Raw genomic sequence first — 19,649 nt, forward strand, 5'->3', positions numbered from 1 at the left:
CCTTTCCTGAAGAAAGGCTGCGTATCGCAGCCCTTCCACTGTTCATGGATATTATTGTTTCGATGCGATCTCGTCTTCAATTTCCTGAATGACTTGATCACCACCTTGTTTCTTCCAATTGCTGACGAATGTATCGAAATAATCGAGCGGTTCTGAACCCGTTACAATTTTGATAAACGATTCCTGCTCCAACTTTGTCAGATTGGCCCACGTCTGTTTCATGCTTGGTGTAGTGCCAGAGAAAGCAGGTGTCATCCATACAAATTTGTTTTCTTGTGTCAGTTTGTCGATCAGTCCAACACCGTTGATCCGCGAATGATATTTAGACCAAGCAGTCACATCATCCGTATCCATGTCACTCAAATAGGTTTTGATGCTTCCGATATTGTTCTTCGATTCGGTAGTGCGAACCTCATCCAGGGAAATCTCTCCTTTGATTCCTCGAACAACGTCAGAGTAATCATCCAGCAGCGATGTAGCCGAGTTGACTTCGATATTAAAAGGTCTCGTAGATCCGTCTACCCCGGTCTCCTGATATTTCGCAGCTTCCGGCATGGTTGTTGTGGCATCTTTATCATTGGCCAGTTTATCGTAGAACAGGTTTACAATCTTAACGGCCAGTTCAGGGTGTTCATATCCCTTTCTCACCACGATAAACTGATTGGATGGATTGGCATGCGCCACGTTGACCTTGCCATTTGCATCCTCCAGCGTATAAGCCGAGAATTTCGCATTTTTATCCATCTGTTTTGCACTGATCAGTCCCCAGTCAGGGATATGCCACGGTCCAAAGGCAATACCGCTTTGGCCATTGGCGTAGAGTGCGGTAATATCGTCAAAGGTGCGGGTTCCGAATTGCGGGTCGATAATGCCATTCTTGAACCAATCCGCCATGGTGCCCAGCATCTGCTTCGTTTCTTCTGTTGTGGAACCATACACGATTTTGCCGTCTTCACCATTCATCCAATATTGCGGGAAGGCTCCCTCGGTTGAGGCCACACCCAGCATCGTATAAGCAGAGCCATTATAATCTGTTGTATTCATCGTGTTCACAAATGGAATACCTACCGGGTTCCCGGATTGGCCAGGATCTCTTTTCAGGAATTCCAGCGCTGTTTTCTCCACTTCATCCAGTGAAAGGGCACCGTCTCCGTCTGCATCCAGTTGAATCCCCAGCAGATCCAGCCAATCTTGACGAACCCAAACCATCGTTGGTGCGGAATCCAGGGAAGTCGCCGGAAGGCCCATCAAACGTCCATCGATTGTTGCATTGTCTAATGCACGTCCATCATAGGAATCGTACATCTGCTTGATGTTATCCGTTGCATATTGATCATAAATGGCGGTCAGATCCTCAATCAGATCGTTATCCACCAGTTCTTTCAGTTCATCTTTGGAATCAACACGCATCATGTCAGGCAATTCCCCGGATGCGATGGCAAGCGAAACTTGACGGCTATAATCTTCACCATTGGCTTCAAATTGGTCTGTAATCTGAGCGTTAAACGTGTCTTTGACCAGCCGAGTATATGCGTTGTTCTCATAGGTATCACCAGCCGGCAGTTTTGGGTTGGCTGTGGTTACCCGTCCCATGGTTACGGTTATTTCGTCTTTATAGGCACTGAACGGATCTCCCGGCGTTACCTCATATTTGCCTGCTTCCTCTGCAGTAGGAGGATTGGAAGAGTCTCCACATGCCGCGAGGGCTGCAATCATCAAGGCGGACATGGACAGCACGGCCAGGCGCTTTGTCACCCGTTTGCTTTTCATAGACCATTTTGTTCTCATCTAGTTCGATTCCCCTTTATTCTGATGTTCAATATATTTGTTTACGCTTTCATTATAAAATGAAGTGAAGGCCAATCGAGATAGGGATTACACGTCCGTTTGGATAGAGAAATGGTTACAGTTTTCAGTCCGTATGATGAAGTATGGTTAACTTGTGATCATTTACCCTACCTACTGACTAACATTTGTCTATCTACCCCTCTTCTCGATCAAAACAAAAGCCGGCAGCTCCTAAAACAGGAAGCTGTCGGCTATTTATTTCCTCTACCTAGCTGCCGATATTCGCTTGGCAGAAGACCTGTCAGTTCGCGGAAAATCCGGCTGAAATATTTTTCATCCGAATAACCCACTCGCTCCGCAATCCAGAAAATCGTATTATTCGTATTGAGCAAGTACTCTTTGGATTTCTCTACCCGGATGAAGCGGGAGTACTCATTAAAGGTTTTCCCCATCAGATCTTTGAAACATTGACTGAAATAACTTCGGCTGATGTTGAGTTGTTGGGAGAGACCTGAAGCCGTATAGGCCTGTTCCAAATCCTGCTGCACGATCATCACCGCTTTTTTCACGGCATCGATGATTTCCTGTGAGTACGAAGTCTGTTCATCAGCCTTGCGAATGCTTGCAGCAGTCTGTTTGATCCATTCTTCAACCTCGTACCAAGAACCGAAAGAATGGATCATCGAGATTCTTCCAAGCGTAGTTTGGGCAAAAAGGTGGTTCCACTCCATCACGATCGAGTACAGCAATCCCATCAACTGACCTTTATGTAATCGTAAGGATATAAACTGGTCAATGAGTTGATTGTAGTAACTGTCGTGGTGGGTCCATGGGGTTTGGAACCAAATTTGTTTAATCCGGTCAAGGTCCTCATCCTGTGGTTCATTTGAACATGTGTCTTCCTTCTTCATCGAAACGGTAATGACTTGGTTATTGGGGTTGTAAACATAGAATAAAGACGTCTCTGTATAATTCATAATCCAGTTTTTGATTTGCGACCATGTTTGCTCTTGTACATCAGACAAAACCAACAACGTACACTGGGGAACTTGATGCAGGCATTCCTTTAATTGATGAAATAGTTGATCCTCTTCGGACGGGGATGTAGCCCACATGCAGCTATTACGCTCAACCTCCCATCTTATCTCATCTTCATGCGCAGTTAGCTCCATTGGCCACTTATGCTCTGATTTCCGATCTTGTGAAACAAAAGCATACACATTTGGATAATGGACATTGATTTCATCCAGCGAAGGCATCTTTCTTATTGTGCTTGTCAACCCGTTAATTCGGGTATGAATCCGTTGCAGAACATGTTCGAATTGCTCTTTCTCCAGCTGCACTTTGGCTATATAATCGATGGCTCCCAGTCTTAGCGCTTCCTGGATATAATCGAAATCCTGATGCAGTGTTAACACAACGATATGAAGTTCGGGATAGAGCTGCCTCGCAGCTCGCATCAGTTCGATCCCTGACATGACGGGCATCGCAAGATCCGTTAGCATCAGATCGACCGGTTGGGTTTTCAGAAAATCCAGTGCTTTCAACCCGTTGCTTGCTTCTCCTACAACCTCCATGTCGAACTCGTTCCATGGCATCGCAGAGCTAATACCTTTGCGTACCAGCTTATCATCATCTACAATCAATACCTTAATCATGCCGAGATATCTTCTCCTTTAATAGGCAATACGAGCAGTATGCTTGTCCCTGTTCCCAATTCACTCTCAATCACCAGTTGTGCTTGGTCCCCGTACTGTGCTTTCAACATGCGGTGAACGTAATTGAGTCCGATGCCCATCCCTACTTTTTGTTGTTCAGCTTCACGATTGTTCAGCAGATTATGAATGGTTCCCTCAGTCATACCTGCGCCATTATCTTGTATCATAATGTTCAATGTTGAAGTGCATGTCACTTCAATCTGAATAAAACCTTCGTCACTCAATCCATGATATAACGAATTTTCAACCAGCGGTTGCAGAATGAAGCGGGGCACAGGAATTTGAAGCACTTGTTCATCTGCAGTAATACGGACGTCAAATTCAAAGTCATAGCGAATTTGCTGCAAAATCAGATACTGTCTTAACGCATCGATCTCCTCTTCCATGGTGGATACTTGCCCTAATTTGCCTAGATTGTAATAGAGCAGCTTGTTCAATGACTGCACCAGCTTGTCGATCTCCCCTTGTCCGTTCATGACGGCCAGCCAGTGCACTGTATCGAGCGTATTCATCAGAAAGTGCGGGTTGATCTGATAGAGCAGCTTTTCCACTTCCAGGTCTGCACGAATCTTCTCTTTCTGCTGTACTTCCTTGAAGAGGTCACCAATCTGATGCTGCATGTTCGAAAATTCACCCAACAGAAAATCAAATTCGGGAATCTGAGTGCGAGCTCGGCTCCCTTTTGTTTGTGGATTTTTGGACATTCCATTGATCTCCGAATGAAACAGACCGAGTGGTTTGTAGACCATCTTCCACAGAAGCCAAGCGAGAAACACGGTAAAGCCGAGGAAAAATAAAGCGACCAGCAAAATTTGAAGCAACCACTGGTTTTTCTCCTGTTGATATTGAGACTGCGAAATGACCGATACGACACTCCATTTCTGTGAGGAATCCTCCTTGAACCAGTGATACCCGCGGGATATCCCGTCTTTGGCAGGATCAACTGTTAAGCTGGAGAAATTCTCCCCTACCTTCATGGCTTCCGGTATTTCACTGTACACAATGTTTCCCTCACCATCCAGGATGAGATGAGACAATGCGCCGTTGTATTGATTGTAGCCCAAGATATCCTGTGTGAGGCGAAAGCCTGATTCTACGTAAATGAACACGTCGTTCCTCTCGGAAAGTTGTACTTTTCGCATAGCAGACAGAACGAGTTGATCATCGAATCGGTTCATACTCATATGGGGGCCATAGTACTTAATGCCATAGGTTTGGAAGAGCACAGGCAGAGACTCAGGAGAGAAACGATCCTTGATTGGAAAGTTGCCGAACTGAGTAGTACCTTCTTTTTGAAAGTAATACAGAGTTAATCCGATATTAGGATTGGTGAAGGTGACAACACTTAACTCGTTCTTTATTTCGTCCCTGGCCTCAATCAGTTCGAAGATATCGGAGGACGGATTCAAGAATTCATCCATTCTTTTGCCTAAAGTACCCCTGTAAGATAATTGTTGCGTCACATGATTCAGATTGGTGATGGAATTCTCCAATGAGGATGTCACCTGTTGTAAATTGCTGCGGATACCATCATCGATCTTATTTGCGAAAATGGAGTCGATCGTATAATAAGAAATTGCAAATATACTGATAAAGGGGATAAACGCACTGAGAAAGAACAGTAAAAATATTCTTTTTTTAAGTGTCATGGGAACCTATTCTCCTTCTGAAAATGAAACAGCAAGCCTCCTGCGTATGGAAGCTTGCTGTGGATATACTTACAGCTATGCCGGTTATCGTTTTCTCCATAGGCCTCGTCCAAGTCCAATTTCCTTTCATCATTATAGATTGATATTGAAATAAGTCAAACGCTTTCATACTGTGCCATATAAAAAGTGCTACTCCTCAAAATGATGAGGAATAGCACTTTTTATATGCGTACCTTACTTCAGTTGTAATTACTTCTTGTTAATGGAATGCTCCAACATTTCAGTCTACTCTCGTACCGTCACATTTAATTTGTGTGATCTGGTTTCCCCTGAAGAATTACGAAGTACAGCTTCATACTCGTAGATTCCAGGTACTCTTCCAGAGATTGAGGTAACCGCAGACTGTGCACCAGGCGAATGAGATTGTAGCGATTGTGTGTCAATCGATACACCATTTTCGTAAAGTTCGTATTCGGTTGCGTTTGTTCCCCACCACAGATTCATGGTGACATTATAGTTGCCGTCACCGTCCCAGTTGTCGTTCGACAGAACAGCTTGCCCCGGGGAAGCATCCGTGACGATGACTGTTAGTGGAACACTCATGGTTGAACCCAGTGCATTGATCAATTCTCCAGTATAGATATAGGTGCCATTTTTCTTTCCAGTAATATCAACTTGAACAGATTGGGCGGACGGGGATTGATCGACCAGAGAAATTTCTTTAATCAGTTCACCATTCTCATACAGCTTGAACTGATTACCGTTATTTCCCCACCACAGACTCATCGTGATTGTATAGTCTCCGTCTTTGAGCCCCGTGTCGTAACCATTATTATCAGATAACACCGGAGTGCCTGGGGCACCGTTTGCAAGTGGCGTTGTCTGATGGAGCCATTCCTCCCACTTAATCAGCACACTTGTCTGCTCATCCGTAAATACGGTTCCTCTAGCTGCTTGAACGTCATTACCGTAGGATGCAAGCAGTTGACGCGCTTTTGCTCCTTCATGATCGTTTGCTGCCTGTTTGGCCAGTTGTAAGGTATTCGCAAGCTGATCAGCAAGAACACCAGCATTAGGATCGATCGATTCATCAGCAAAGGCGTTGGTCAGATTAATCAGGCTGTCGAATGTAGCAATAACTGCAAAACTATATTCTACAGTCTGTTCCCACCCAGCCAAATCGGAGACGGTTGCCGTAACCTGGTTCAGTCCGGGTTCCAGTGTATACGCAGGAGTGTCGAGAAGCACACCCTCTGGTTCTTCTACACCGGATACCGAATCGGAGGCTGTATAGCCAATTTCCACCTGCTGATCAATGGTGTACTCGGTTTGACCATGAATTTCAATGGTTGGAGGTACGAGATCAATGGATATGGACAAAGACTGTTCACTCTCTTTGTTACCGTCGACATCGACACTCCAGTAGGTGATGGTATGTGTACCTTCTTCAGTTAGAGTCAACTGTGTACCACTTACCGTTTCGCCACCATTAATTTGATAATAGGTCCCTTCAATTTCGGAATCTTCATCGCTTGCTGTGAAGGTTACTTGTGCCGGAGAAGTATACCAGCCGTTCTGCAATTCTCCTTCCACAGTTGCCGTAGTATGCGGGGCCTTCTGCTCCGGAGATTCTCCTTCCAACGTAACAAAATCAGATAAAGGTATATTCAATTCCTTCACAAGGCGTGCTACGAGTTCAGACACCTTGATTGCACCGTTCATTTGCAAATGTGTATTGTCTTCCGTTGTGCCTACCCACATGAATATCGATTTGGTTCCTTCTGTGCCAAGCTCCTGGAAATGCTCCCAACTGGCTTGGTTCAGATCGATGATAAGCGTTTCCGTTTCCTGCGCCGTTTCTTTCATCGCCTGTACGTATTCCGGGAAGCTTTTGTTCAGCACCTCTCCGGTAAAATCACGACGGTTCACTGGTGTGACCAGAACCGGAATCGCACCTCTCTGCAGAGCGCCGTTAATGTATTCTTTCAAATATACCTTGAACTGCTCGGGCGTAAGATAACGCTCTGGACGTGAAGGTGTGGAGTCGTTATGAGACCACTGCATAAACAAATAGTCACCTTCTTGAATGTCGAGTAAAATATCGTTGAGATATCCACCGACCAGGAAGGTTTTACTACTCAAACCTCCAACTGCCCGGTTATCAATACTGACTTCATTTGGATCAAAAAATCCACCCAACGTTTCTCCCCAGCCCGCTTGCGGACGATAGTTTTCCGCGTAATTGGCCACCGTGGAATCGCTGGCCAAATAAATAACTGGTTTATCACTTGCACTGTGATCTGGCAGTCGCTCCAGCTTCAGCGCATTGATCTTTGGTGCATTACCGGTAAAGTTGAAGTTAAAGACCCCATCGATCAGGGCAACGTCATACGTGATTTCTTTGAATTCGCCCTTGGCAATGCTTGTAAGCGGCAGCTTTGTCATCTGCTCTACAACCACATTTGCGCTGGTTGATTCCTCCGCATCCCCGATGGTCATCGTTACCCGGTAATTCGCCGGCTCCATTTCCGCCAGGAAGGAGGTACCGTTTACTCGTGTGAAATCTTCCTTGAGCAGATCTCCGGTTCCCCGGTTCTCATCTTTGGTCAGCGCAGTATCAGCAAAGCCGTACCCATTGCCTTCAATGTACGCTCTTTTGGCATCTACCTTGATGTATCCGTCGGCTGCGCCGCCAGAACCAAAGTCAAATTTGTATTCACTTATCTCTTCGGTTGGTTCACTTGTCAATGAATCCTTCGCAACAGTTAACATATTAAACGCATGGTCAACTTGAGCTTGCGTGGCTTCCGTATTGAATATAGCTTCCGCAGCTGCCAAAGCCCGGTTCACCACGGCCTTCGATGCATCTGTATAATCCGACAGATTCAGTGCTTTGATCTCATCGTACAGAGCGATTAAGGCCGTCTGATCGCCACTCTCCGAAGAGAGCTGAGTGCCTTCAATCCGCACGTTGTCGATCTGGGTAGTCCAGTTCAACGTGCCTCCACCGCCTTTTCTCGTTCCCAGGAACCGCATGGATCTGACGTTGTCCGCATATGCACCGGAACTCAGCGAGATATCTGCAATCGTTTGGGTAACTGTCGGATCGGCTAGGTTCGTTAATGTCAGATCCAATGTCTTCTCGGCAAAATTAACGGTTGCATCCACATTGACCCACTGGTTCTTGGAAATATCTGTAGCCGTTCCCCCTTCGGGTATGGCTGTATCACCTGTGCCGTAGTCTGGGTTATATGCACCGACAAAATAATGAATTTTGGTGCTTCCGGTTTTGGTATACAGCGTGAACAGGGCATTTTCGTTAGAATCCTGTATTGTGAGGTGACCTTCTGATGGATAGGCACTCACATTACCGGATTGCCAGTCAAAATTCACGTTCACTTGATCGCCGTTTACGGCATCGAACAGACGGAATACCTTGGCCCGATTACCCGATCCGGAACCCGCGACGGACAGTACCTTATTTCCAGACTGTTCAACAACGGTTCCTGTCATGGTTCCTGCAATACCCGTGGCATTGACCATCGCATATTGGTAGTTGGCAGCGTCGCCTTCAAAGTCCTCCTCATATAGCTGGGCTTCCGGCTCTGGTTCTGGCTCGGAAATATCCGGGTCGATGACCAGTGATGAAATGCTCAGCTCCATGTCTTTGACTGCACCAGCAACGAGTCCGGCGATTTTCTGTGCACCATAGCTGCTGAAATGCGTATTATCGTTGATCCCATTCGGATATTTTGGATATTCACCTGGATTAGCATATAGGAATACTTTTTCCGTAGCGGTATTACCAATTTTGTCGTAGTACGCAATACTTAACTTGCTCAGATCAATCAGCGGCACGTCAAGCTCTTCTGCCACTTCTTTGGCAGCCTGAACGTATGCCGGGAAGCTGACGTTGAATTCTTGAGTCACCGTGTTGAAATCTCTGCGTCCAACCGGAGTGAGCAATACCGGTGTAGCGCCGCGCTGTTTGGCACCATTTACATAACGAGCCAAGTAAATCTTATAGTCCTCTGGTGATGCGTAACGGTCCGGTATCCCTGCACTCGCGTCGTTATGACCAAAGGAAATGAAGAAGAAGTCCCTCGGCTTAATTCGCTGCAGGATCGTATCGAGACGACCGTCTACCATAAACGATTTGCTGCTTCGACCGCCGATCGCATCGTTCACGATCACTGCCCCATTGGAGAAATAACGTCCGAATTGCTGCCCCCATCCTTCTTGAGGAGCCTGCGCTTCACTGTACGATTGCATGGTTGAATCACCAGCCATATAGATCGTCGTTGCCGCACCAGCCGCTTTCTCTGGATATTTCTCGATGATGACGTCTTGGATGTCTATGGCTGTACCCGTGAAGAGAAGATCGAGCTGTCCATCCACCAATGCAACATCATAGGAATACTCCAGTGGTGCTCCTGCTGTCACATTGGTTAAGGCGAGCTTCTGGACGAATTCGGATTTGACTCCAACGTTCGAGTCTTTTTTATCATTGCCCAATCGCAGCGTCACCTTATAGTTGGCATTTGGCAGGTCAACAGAAAATGTCGTACCTGTAGCGACCGAGACCTGGTTTGCCCCTACCGTAACATCACTTGTATCCTTGAAGCCGTATCCCGGATCTTGTGCGTAGAGCGTATCCTGTATGTTCGTACTTCCTGACGCAGTCTCTGTACCGAAATTAAAGCGGTAGACCGGCTCCAGCATTTCAGCTTCGCGGGTCAGAGTCAGATCGGCTTTAGGGAATGCTGTAGCTTCCGCTCCAAGATAAAAGCCGGTATGAGGCGGCTGGTTGTAGGCTACATTTTGCCAGGCTACGCCAAGTCGATACACAGGGTCCTGCATCAGCGTAGGGATGCGATAGTCTGAAGGAATGGTCGTTGTGTAGAGACGATACTCCGAACTATCTTCGCTCCGCAACAGAAGCTCCTCACGCCAGTCGCCCAGAATGTCCGCCTGAAGTGCCGGATTGCCTTTGGTATGGTTGTTCGTTAACGTACCGGTCGCCCGGAAGATTTCATTCAGCTTTTTGTTTTGGTAATCCCACTTATAGATGAGTGGAATACCTTTGGCTGAGCTATTATCCCACTCATGGTCCAACAGCTCCCGCTGAAGATCTCCATCCCACCAGATGGCGAAATTGGCGGTTTTGGGCCCTTCGTCCACAGTGTAGATAGCCTCTCCTGCTGCAGAATAGGTATTGGTTACAGGTACACTTTGCCCGTTGGTAACGGTCGTGGCCCATGATTCGTAACCCGGATAGTTGGGATCAATGTCCGCCGACATCCCGCGACCGGTGTCAAAACCTGTTTTCTCACCCCAGAGGATTTCACCTGTTGCCGCATCGCGCATCTCCAGTCCGTATGCCGCATCCGAATGCTCATGCACGCTTACGACCTGATAACCCTCCCGGTTCGGATCGAGCTGGCCGGCGTGCATGGCGTCACCGTGGCCGAGTCCGGTGCTGTACAGCAAGCTGCCGTCATCATCAATGGCCAAGGCGCCAAACATAATTTCGTCCTTGCCGTCCTTGTCGACATCCAGCACACTTAGATTATGGTTGCCCTGTGATTGATATTGTGATCCTGCTTCGTTTGTGTCGAACGTCCAGCGTTTGACGAGTTCCCCGCCAACATAATCATAAGCAACAAGCACTGTGCGGGTATAATACCCCCGGCTCATCACGACACTTGGCTTCGTACCGTCCAGATAAGCGATGCCGCCAAGGAACCGATCTACACGGTTGCCATAGCCGTCACCCCAATCGTTGACGTTGCCTCTTGGAGGATCATAATTCACAGTGGATACAGCCGCGCCAGTCTCACCGTTAAACAGCGTGAGATATTCTGGACCTGACAATATGTATCCGCCGTCGTTGCGATAATCCTTCGTGCCATCACCAATGACTGTGCCTTGGCCATCCTTCGTGCCGTCCGCCGTCTTGACAACAACCTCTGCCTTTCCGTTGCCATCCAGGTCATACACCATTAACTGCGTATAATGCGCTCCGGCGCGGATGTTGACTCCCAGGTCAATCCTCCACAGCTTGGTGCCGTCCAGTTTGATGGCATCGATATAGACATTGCCGGTATAACCGGCCTGCGAATTGTCCTTGGAATTGCTCGGACTCCACAAGAAAACAATTTCATATTCGCCATCCCCGTCCAAGTCAGCTACTGAAGCATCTCCAGCATAATAGGAGTACGTTCCGCCATCCTTGGTCCGACCATCGGCCGGTTTATCGAGCGGAATAGGCAGATAATCGTTATGCCAGACCGATACAACCTCCGGTTGCATTTGCTCTTTGCCTGCAATAACGGTGGAGATCTGATATTGCGAGCTGTCGAAACCAGTGGTGTCCACATAGTTCGTCACATCGCTTATGGGCGATGCGTTCACTTTGGTTCCGTTTTTATATATATTAAAAGCGATATCATCTGGATCGTTGTTTAAATACCTCCAGCTTAAAAAAACGCCGTTGTCTACGAGAACCGCAACCAAACCCCGGTTAAGATACTCAGCTTGGCGACCCGGCAGGCTGCTTGATGACTCTGCACGTATCGGCGCCGGAGGAACAGCCAGTGAAATAACCATAAGGAGTGCTAAAAAAGAGACAAACATCGATTTTTGGATGGAAACAGTTCTTCGGATCATTCGATTAACTCCCCCTTATCTAAAAATTCATTTTTAGAATCATCAGTTCGATCCTGCCCAGCTTGTTGTCATATGAACACAATTTACAGCCACCTCCTTTTTATGTTACCGCTTACATTTATCTTACAGGTCTAAAAAAAGACAGACAATCTAAAAAATGTGACGTATTATATAAGATAATTGACTTTTTTAGGAAGGAGATGAAACGATGGTTCATACGGTTTCTTATGCTTTTCGTAATGACGATACATCAATCATGACACTGGACTCTATTGGATGGCAGATCGTTTCTAGCGAGGAATATCGTTGTCCAAGTGATGATAGACCGGACCCGGGGCACGTCGTTTTTCAATACACGCTTAATGGCCAGGGTTATCTGGATATTGACAATCAAACGCTCCCTTTACCGAAGGGACATGCCCTACTTGTCAAAATTGCAGGAGAACATTGCTATTACTATAAACAAGAGAACAACGAACCATGGGAATTTATATGGATCAACATTCGCGGGGATGAAGCTAACCGAATTTGGGATATGATGCATGATAATGAGGGACATGTCATTCGACGAAACGCGGACTCTCCCTTGATTCAAGAGTTATGGCAAATTATCCATTTGATTCATCAAGAGAAGGTTACGGACAAGTATCGCTTGTCCATGCAAATCTATCGGTGGTTGCTTATCCTGGTACAGACGAGTCGGGATGTGGAGAAGGATATCGGTGCCCTATCCATAACAACGATTGAGAAATGTAAAAAGTTCATCCGAGAGAATTATGCATCTCCATTGACGTTGGATCTTCTAGCCAGCCATTGCGATATCAATAAACACTACTTGTGCAGGTTATTTCAGAAATCCGAGAAAACATCACCGCTAGCCTATCTCAAAGACAGACGCATTGAGGTTGCAATCCGACTACTCCGCACAACGGAACTTCCGATTTCTCAGATTGGTCAACAATGCGGGTTTGAGAGTCCCAGCTATTTCGGCAAAGTTTTTCGGCAATATATGTCCATGTCGCCCAAAGAATATCGCTTGAATAAGTTAGAGTTTCCTTATGAGGCCATCTATTATGAATAGCTAACCTCGCTGTTTGCTAGTTGTCCTTGAATTGGGAACTGCTCTTATACCAATACAATAAAAAAAGCCGCTAGAATAGCGACTTTTAATGGAACTATGTTCTTTGTGTGCTTCGATAATTGCTACACTTATTGAGCGGTGTATCCTCCGTCTATGATCAAGCTATTTCCTGTCATATATGAAGAATCGTCGCTAGCCAGGAACAGAACGGCTTTTGCCATCTCATCTGCTTGACCCAGACGTTTCATTGGTGTTGCCGCTGAAAGTGCTTGTTTGCTCTCTTCCGGGATAATCGGTGTATCGATGAAGCCAGGGCAAAGGGAGTTCACCCGAATATTCTGCTCAGCATACTCCAGCGCGAGCGAACGAGTCAGGTTCACAACGCCGCCTTTAGCTGCATTGTAGGCTGCAGAGCCAGGTGAACCAACCCATCCGTACATGGAAGCCGTGTTGACGATTGTACCTCCACCAATTTTGAGCATTTCGCGAATCGCTTCACGTGCAACCAAGAATACGCCGTCCAGATCAACATTGACTGTATTGCGCCATTCGGCATAATCAAGCTCATGCGTGGGATGAACACGTCCGATTCCCGCATTGTTGAATACGATATCGACTTGACCAAATGCTTCTACGGTTTGTTTGAAAATCTCAGAAACCTCTTCTTCACTTGTTATGTTTGCTTTAATAAAGAGAGCCTCTGCTTTAAGCGCTTTCAGTTCCTGCTCAAACGCCTTACCTTTTTCTTCATTCAGATCCACCAAGACCACTTTAGCTCCTTCGGAAACGAATAAGCAAGCTGTCGCTGCACCAATCCCGGATGCTCCTCCTGTGATGACTGCAACTTTATCTTGAAGTTTGCCCATGAATAAATCCCCCAGTATAATATTTTGAATAGCGCCTATATAAATAGTGCTATATGATGTTTACAAAACTTATTTTATGCTTAAAATTGTAACAATCCAATCATTAAGATGTGACCAAGTGTCTACCTCGTAGACACTTTATAAAACTATGTCTATATTTATAGGAGTTTTTTTGAATGAATAATGAACTTATTGTGACATCTCAACATCGTAATCGAACCAAGGAGCACCTAAAACTGCTCTGATTCAGCTCATTAAGAAAAAAGGATTCCATGGTGTTTCTGTCAAAGACATCGTTGATCAGGCGGGTTATAATCGCAGCACGTTTTATTTACACTACCAGGATAAATATATTCTCGCCGAAGAGTTGTTGAGTATGACACTCGAAGGATTGAGGGGCGCAGTAGGCAAACCTTATTGGCACGGTCAAAAGGTTTCAACAAACAAGCTGGATGCCGAATCTTTTCAAATCGTGGATTATATCTACGAGCACCGTGATTTCTTCGAACTGATTCAATACGATGATACGTTACCCGGTCTACATACAGGCTTTCCGCAAACCATACTCAAAATCTATCAGGAGCAATTTGTCTTTGAGACGATCAACAACTCCCCAGTTAATATGGATTATTTCAAGTACTATACCGCCTACGGTTTTTTTGGACTATTAAATAATTGGATATTAAGCGGATATCGTGAATCACGTGAGGCATTTATCAAAAACGTGATTGATCTCACCAAAACGCATATTCACTCTTTTCATTATGTCGGTAACACGTTTGAATCTTGATCTCAAGTAAGTTGATTTGTGAACATCACGATGAACGATATGTCTGCTTTAGATAACAGGCTAGTTGCAGATGGAGCAGATGCTCCTGATTACTCAGGGACATGCCCAGACACCAACAGGACGCAAAATCACAAGGGGATTTAAAGCATAAATAAAAACGGGCATGTCATTTACACGAGAGGAATGAAATCCTCAAAATAAATGCATGCCTAAGTGAAAATTAATTAGATACAAGCCCAAGCGGTAAACGGACTATGTCCTTTTCTCTAGACCATTGAACATAGACTACTCTATATAAATTAAATCATTATAATACGGGTCCCATTCTCCAGTTACAAATCTAGCAATGACTGCTTTTTCTAAACTAACAGGTGACCAAGATTCCAGTTCGGAGGCAACTTCAATCTGTGAAGCACTGGGAGTTTCAGTCACAATATCACCCTTATGATCTACCAATGTATATCCATCTTCAGTTTCCTCTTTGTACATGGGAAATGTCATCCTAGGTATTGGAGCATTACCAATCACTTTCCAGATACCATCTTCAATCCTGGAGGTTGCTTCGTTGTACTCACATTTTTGTTTTTTTATTATAGATTCAATATTTTCATCATCTACAATATACGGTAAATCCAAATCAAATTCTTTTAGATACATCCGATTCTCTCCTTAGATTACTCCCGATGGTTAGTGCATTATTAACTTCTATCCAAACTTGAAGCCCAATTTTTGAAGCAATTAAGCATTTCTTCTAAATTTTTTGCTCCCCCTGCACTGTAAAACACTCCATCTCTCACGATACAGTAGAACCAATCTTCTTCATTTCTCTCTTCTTCAATCGAATCAAATGGCACATCTTCTAAATAGGTATCCGTCAAATCGATTTCGACAGACCAACCAGGATTATCCACCGTATCAATTCGCACACCGTATGAATGCTCCCAATCACCGTCACAGTTTTCATAATACCAGCTTTGAATCCATTTTAGGATATCCATCATCGTGACCTCTTTTTTTGTTTTTTCTACTCTAGGGACTTATTATTTAAAGGAATTCTCATGCCATGTTGCATACTTTTTTCGTATGAATTACCTTTTAGTAATAATTTACTTTTTTTATGTAGGGTATACTTAAAAACAAGGGGAAAACTTTATTTCAAATCAAGGAGGTCATTATGAAAAAAATAATATTGTTTATCTTCATTAGTATGATTATACTTTCGGGCTGTTCTAACAAGGATGAGAAAGAGAATTATCCAGTTTTCGAGGGCACTGTAGTATTTAAAACAGATGAAAATGACAAGTACAAATTTCTTGTTCTTCAAAATGTAAGTAAGGAAGACCTGGAGAATGGAAATCTTGAGGATTTTATAGAATTAGCACAAGACCAGGAAGGTTCGTATTATTTGGTCAATAGAGAAACATATGAAACAATTGAGGTAGGGCAAAGAGTAAGAATTACTACTGGCTTTGACCAACTAGAACCCTCGCCACCCATTAGAACCGTTGTGAGTATTGAAAAAATCAATGATTAAAACTTATTAAATATGAACTATTTTAAGTTATGTATCATTCTCTCATTCGAAATATATTTCCCCAAATGATAAAAAGACCTTAACGTTTTAAAGCAAAAGTAAGGTCTCTTTATCATTTTAATTTCAAGATCAGAGTTGAATCACGTGCAGTTAAATCCGACCACCCGGTTCTCTCCTTTTATTACGCGATAAACCCTCCCGAAATTCAGGCAAATCAATACTAAGGCTTTTGAGGTTTTTTAATCATCTCTACGCCGTCAAAGGTAAGGCTATCAATATCCGCATCCTTTTTCAACATATATTTATCAAAGAACGCCTTTGTATAAGAAGTGATAATGTTGCGCTGTTCCATCGCGTCCCGGGTTCCTCTGGATGCTTTATCCGTAGTTGTAAACAAGGAATCGGAGAAGTCACCATGGACTACATTATCAATAATGGCAAAGTAGGTGTCCTTGCTGTTGGATTCAAGAAGAAATGCATTCGTATTATAGGCAAGTACAGTGCTGAGCTGCATGAAGGGTTTCTTAAAATCACTATCCAAGGCACCTAACATATTACCGTCAAGGTTTACAGCGCCGACAAATCGATCATCATCACGGCTAACAATTGCCGCTGTCGTTCCTCCAAAAGAATGTCCGAACACACCCATACCGAGATCAAGCTGCAATCTGCCTTTAAACATGGATTCCATGTCACCTGTATTCATTTTGTACAAGTTATCTGCAACATATCGAATATCCTCGCTCTGTAAAACGGCATATTTTGCAAACTTGACTGCTTCAGGCGCGGAAGTTAATTTGCGAGCAATCTCAATAGCTTCTTCTACCTCAAGCTTCTCTGTCACAATTTCAGGTGGAGTTAGGGTGGCCGCTTCCATTCCGTATTTCGTTACTTCGTCCATAAATTTCTCTGACAATCCAACCGTTCGTCCATCTTTAAGTTTGTACACACCACTTTTGGCATGGCCGATGGATACCACAATATAGCCAGCGCTTGCCAGGTCTTGAGCGAACAAAGTACCTTGCTGCGGGTAAGCGCCTGCACCATGAGAATAGAATAAAACCGGATATTGTTTTTCCTTTTCAGACAAGGCCAGATCGTCGTAAGACCACGTTTTGAAATTGGAATCAAATAGCTGCTCGCCACCCGCTGTGCCCCCTAATCTAACGAGAAGCTCATCCCTTAGTGAATGAAACTCTGGAAATGCATATTCTGCCGTCGGCTTGCCTTCACTGCTGTCGGACGGATAGAAAAATAATGCCGTCAGTTCTCTTTCTGAATGGTCTGATGCTGTGTACTTGAAGTCCATCTGTGTACGCCCGACCGTATAACTTCCCATTGGTTTCGGAAACTCATTCTGATCGGAAGCAACACTATTTTCAGGTTTAGGAATTTCCTCCTGTGTGGAAGTCCCGCTATTCGTGCTACTGCAGGCGGAGAGCATGGTCAGTGAGAGAACAGTTGCGAGAATCGTTGTCAGTCTTTTTTTCATCATTTTTCCTCCAATTTGTATTCATGCAACTATCATAAACGGAGGAAAAAAATAAAAAATCGTACAAAAGGGCAATCCCCAAATGTACGATCGGGCAAATCTATGAAATGTTCGATTATAAATGCAAGATTCCACGTTCTACCGCGACGGCGACGGCCTGCGGTCTCGAATCTACACCCAATTTATTGTAGATACTCGTTAAATGAGTCTTTACAGTCCGTTCGGATATGCCCATATCAAAGCCGATTTCTTTACTTCGAGAGCCACGGGCAATCGCTTGAAGCACGATTAGCTCTTTGTCTGTGAGAGATATCCTCGTCGAGGATGATTCTTTCGCCTTTTCTGATGTCTTGTGAGCAAATACTTTCTCGCTGATCTCCGGAAGTAGCAACGTTTCTCCCCGCATCGCTGCATCAATCGAGCGAAATATCATCTCTCTTCCCGTGTCCTTTAGCAAATACCCTTTAGCACCTAAAGCCAGCCCGCGGATCATCATTTCATCCTCGTTATATGTAGTCAAAATAATGATCGGTATATCCATTCCTTTAGCTCTGAGCGCTGTCATGGTATCCAGGCCGCCCATTTCAGGCATGTTTAAATCCAATAGAATTATGTCCGGATTGTAAGTATCTACCCGTCGAATCGCTTCCTTACCGTTAGATGCTTCTGCAATTACCTCGTACCTTTGATTGGTTTCCAGGATCAGCTTAAGTCCCTCCCGAACGACGAAATGGTCGTCCACGATAAGAATCTTGATTGTCATGCGTTGGTTTCCTCCTGCTGTAATGGGATGCGAACAGAAACTTGGGTTCCTTGCTTTCCGCTTTCAATTTCGATCTCCCCGTCCATAATTCGAGTTCGTTCATATAAACCAATTAAACCATAACTACCGGATTGTTTCTCGATGAGGTTGGTATCGAACCCTATTCCGTCATCCGTTATGTTTAGCTCGACTTCCTTTTCCCGTGCAGCAACCACGATTTCTACATTCGTAGCATTAGCATATTTAGCTGTATTGGCCAAGCATTCTCGGATGATATGTAAGCTATGTTCGAAGATCAACTTCGGCACCACCAGATGGGGCATCGATAACCGAGTGACAACACGAATCCCTGTTATATGTGAGAAATGTTCAGCCTCTTCCTTCACTGCTTTAGAAATATCTATGACCTCTGCAGAATACGAACGCAAGTCGTCAATTGCGCTTCTCGCTTCTGAAAGCGTGCGCTTTGCTTGGGCTTTTGACAACTGAACAATCTCGTGGGCACGATGGTTATTATCATTTTCTAAATGCGCATCCACGGCATCAAGCTGCATGATAAGACCTGCCAGCCCTTGTGCAAGGGTATCATGTAAATCACGGGCCATCCTTTGACGTTCATTGGCAATCGTTAGCTCCTCCACTTTCCTGTGCGCTCGTTCCAATTCACGTAAAAACGACTGGGTCCGCAATTTGGCACGAACTTGTTTATAGAACAAAGCAGCATAGCCGATTACGAAAAACATGATGAAGAAGAGCGATGGTACTGTAGATGGCAAATCCTCGGTAGTCCCGAGCCAAACCAGGGAGGCAGAAAACAAGGTACAGTAAAAGGTACATACCAGAAGCACCTTCATCCGTTGAGCGTATACGCCAATACTCTGACCGGCCAAAGCCGTCAATAGACTTACAAAAATGAGAGAATGAGCATTAGGCATGAATAACGCACACCCCCAGACAATACATCCTTGTGTCACAATATAAATCCAGGGTCTTCGATCGACAACGTATCCTGCATACCAATGCAGCAGAACGTGAACCAGAATGAGAGCTGTAAACATCATAAATTCAAACCATGTTGGCAACATCGGTAGCTGGGAGTACAATGCAGAAAAATAAATCAGAATGCCCCAGATCAAAGCAGGCAGACGAGAATCACGCAGAACATTTTGGATATCAGATCGGGAGCTTGTATACGGTTTGTCTTTCGAATAATCACTCATGCTTGATCACCTCTATCAAGTACTATCTCAAAACAATCTCTCTAAACACAAAAAAAACGGTACATTACTGTACCGATCA

12 protein-coding genes and 1 pseudogene are annotated in these 19,649 nt (G+C 44.7%); 3 read left to right on the plus strand and 10 right to left on the minus strand.

The window, feature by feature from the left end:
* Positions 1-51: 51 nt before the first annotated feature.
* The 4 genes from PAEAM_RS11535 to PAEAM_RS11550 all read right to left on the minus strand — a co-directional run bounded on the left by PAEAM_RS11535 (position 52) and on the right by PAEAM_RS11550 (position 11,824).
* On the minus strand, positions 52-1,788 hold the full coding sequence (locus tag PAEAM_RS11535; protein WP_100527587.1) for a type 2 periplasmic-binding domain-containing protein: 1,737 nt from the start codon (positions 1,786-1,788) through the stop codon (positions 52-54).
* A gap of 251 nt (positions 1,789-2,039) precedes the next feature.
* Positions 2,040-3,446 carry a response regulator transcription factor gene (locus PAEAM_RS11540; protein WP_100527588.1) on the minus strand — a complete coding sequence of 469 codons (1,407 nt, stop codon included), beginning with the start codon at positions 3,444-3,446 and terminating at the stop codon, positions 2,040-2,042.
* Positions 3,443-5,155, minus strand: a complete 1,713-nt coding sequence (locus PAEAM_RS11545) for a sensor histidine kinase (RefSeq protein ID WP_100527589.1) — start codon at positions 5,153-5,155, stop codon at positions 3,443-3,445. The genes PAEAM_RS11540 and PAEAM_RS11545 overlap by 4 nt, the downstream gene beginning before the upstream one ends.
* 285 nt (positions 5,156-5,440) lie before the next feature.
* The gene (locus PAEAM_RS11550) at positions 5,441-11,824 is read right to left on the minus strand and encodes a rhamnogalacturonan lyase family protein (RefSeq protein ID WP_100527590.1); all 6,384 of its coding nucleotides are present in this window, start codon (positions 11,822-11,824) and stop codon (positions 5,441-5,443) included.
* 208 nt (positions 11,825-12,032) lie between these two features.
* Here PAEAM_RS11550 and PAEAM_RS11555 point away from each other — a divergent pair, with 208 nt between their 5' ends.
* A complete protein-coding gene (locus tag PAEAM_RS11555; protein ID WP_100527591.1) occupies positions 12,033-12,905 on the plus strand; it encodes a helix-turn-helix transcriptional regulator in 873 nt (290 codons plus the stop codon).
* Between the two features lie 128 nt (positions 12,906-13,033).
* On the opposite strand, the gene PAEAM_RS11560 is transcribed toward PAEAM_RS11555, so the two are convergent.
* Entirely contained in the window at positions 13,034-13,771 is a 738-nt protein-coding gene (locus tag PAEAM_RS11560; RefSeq protein WP_100527592.1) for an SDR family NAD(P)-dependent oxidoreductase, read from the minus strand.
* Positions 13,772-13,947: 176 nt separating this feature from the next.
* Here PAEAM_RS11560 and PAEAM_RS11565 point away from each other — a divergent pair.
* Positions 13,948-14,561, plus strand: a pseudogene (locus PAEAM_RS11565) (TetR/AcrR family transcriptional regulator).
* A 285-nt stretch (positions 14,562-14,846) separates the two neighbouring features.
* Here the strand turns inward: PAEAM_RS11565 and PAEAM_RS11570 are convergent.
* Positions 14,847-15,218, minus strand: a complete 372-nt coding sequence (locus PAEAM_RS11570; protein WP_100527593.1) for a hypothetical protein — start codon at positions 15,216-15,218, stop codon at positions 14,847-14,849.
* Positions 15,219-15,259: 41 nt separating this feature from the next.
* Entirely contained in the window at positions 15,260-15,562 is a 303-nt protein-coding gene (locus tag PAEAM_RS11575) for an immunity 53 family protein (RefSeq protein WP_243391311.1), read from the minus strand.
* Positions 15,563-15,735: 173 nt separating this feature from the next.
* Between PAEAM_RS11575 and PAEAM_RS11580 the strand changes: the two genes are divergently transcribed.
* Positions 15,736-16,095 (plus strand): DUF3221 domain-containing protein, encoded by a 360-nt coding sequence (locus PAEAM_RS11580; protein ID WP_100527595.1) that lies wholly within the window; start codon positions 15,736-15,738, stop codon positions 16,093-16,095.
* Between the two features lie 220 nt (positions 16,096-16,315).
* Here the strand turns inward: PAEAM_RS11580 and PAEAM_RS11585 are convergent, their stop codons facing one another.
* The 3 genes from PAEAM_RS11585 to PAEAM_RS11595 form a co-directional block, all read right to left on the minus strand.
* Complete coding sequence (locus PAEAM_RS11585) at positions 16,316-17,590, minus strand: alpha/beta hydrolase (protein WP_243391312.1); 1,275 nt, start codon at positions 17,588-17,590, stop codon at positions 16,316-16,318.
* 112 nt (positions 17,591-17,702) lie between these two features.
* Positions 17,703-18,350: a response regulator gene (locus tag PAEAM_RS11590; protein WP_100527596.1), complete on the minus strand. Its 648-nt coding sequence runs from the start codon at positions 18,348-18,350 to the stop codon at positions 17,703-17,705.
* Positions 18,347-19,570 carry a sensor histidine kinase gene (locus PAEAM_RS11595; protein WP_100527597.1) on the minus strand — a complete coding sequence of 408 codons (1,224 nt, stop codon included), beginning with the start codon at positions 19,568-19,570 and terminating at the stop codon, positions 18,347-18,349. Before PAEAM_RS11595 ends, PAEAM_RS11590 begins: the two co-directional genes overlap by 4 nt.
* Positions 19,571-19,649: the final 79 nt, after the last annotated feature.

Source organism: Paenibacillus sp. GM1FR, from assembly GCF_002803315.1.
GTDB lineage: Bacteria > Bacillota > Bacilli > Paenibacillales > Paenibacillaceae > Paenibacillus > Paenibacillus amylolyticus.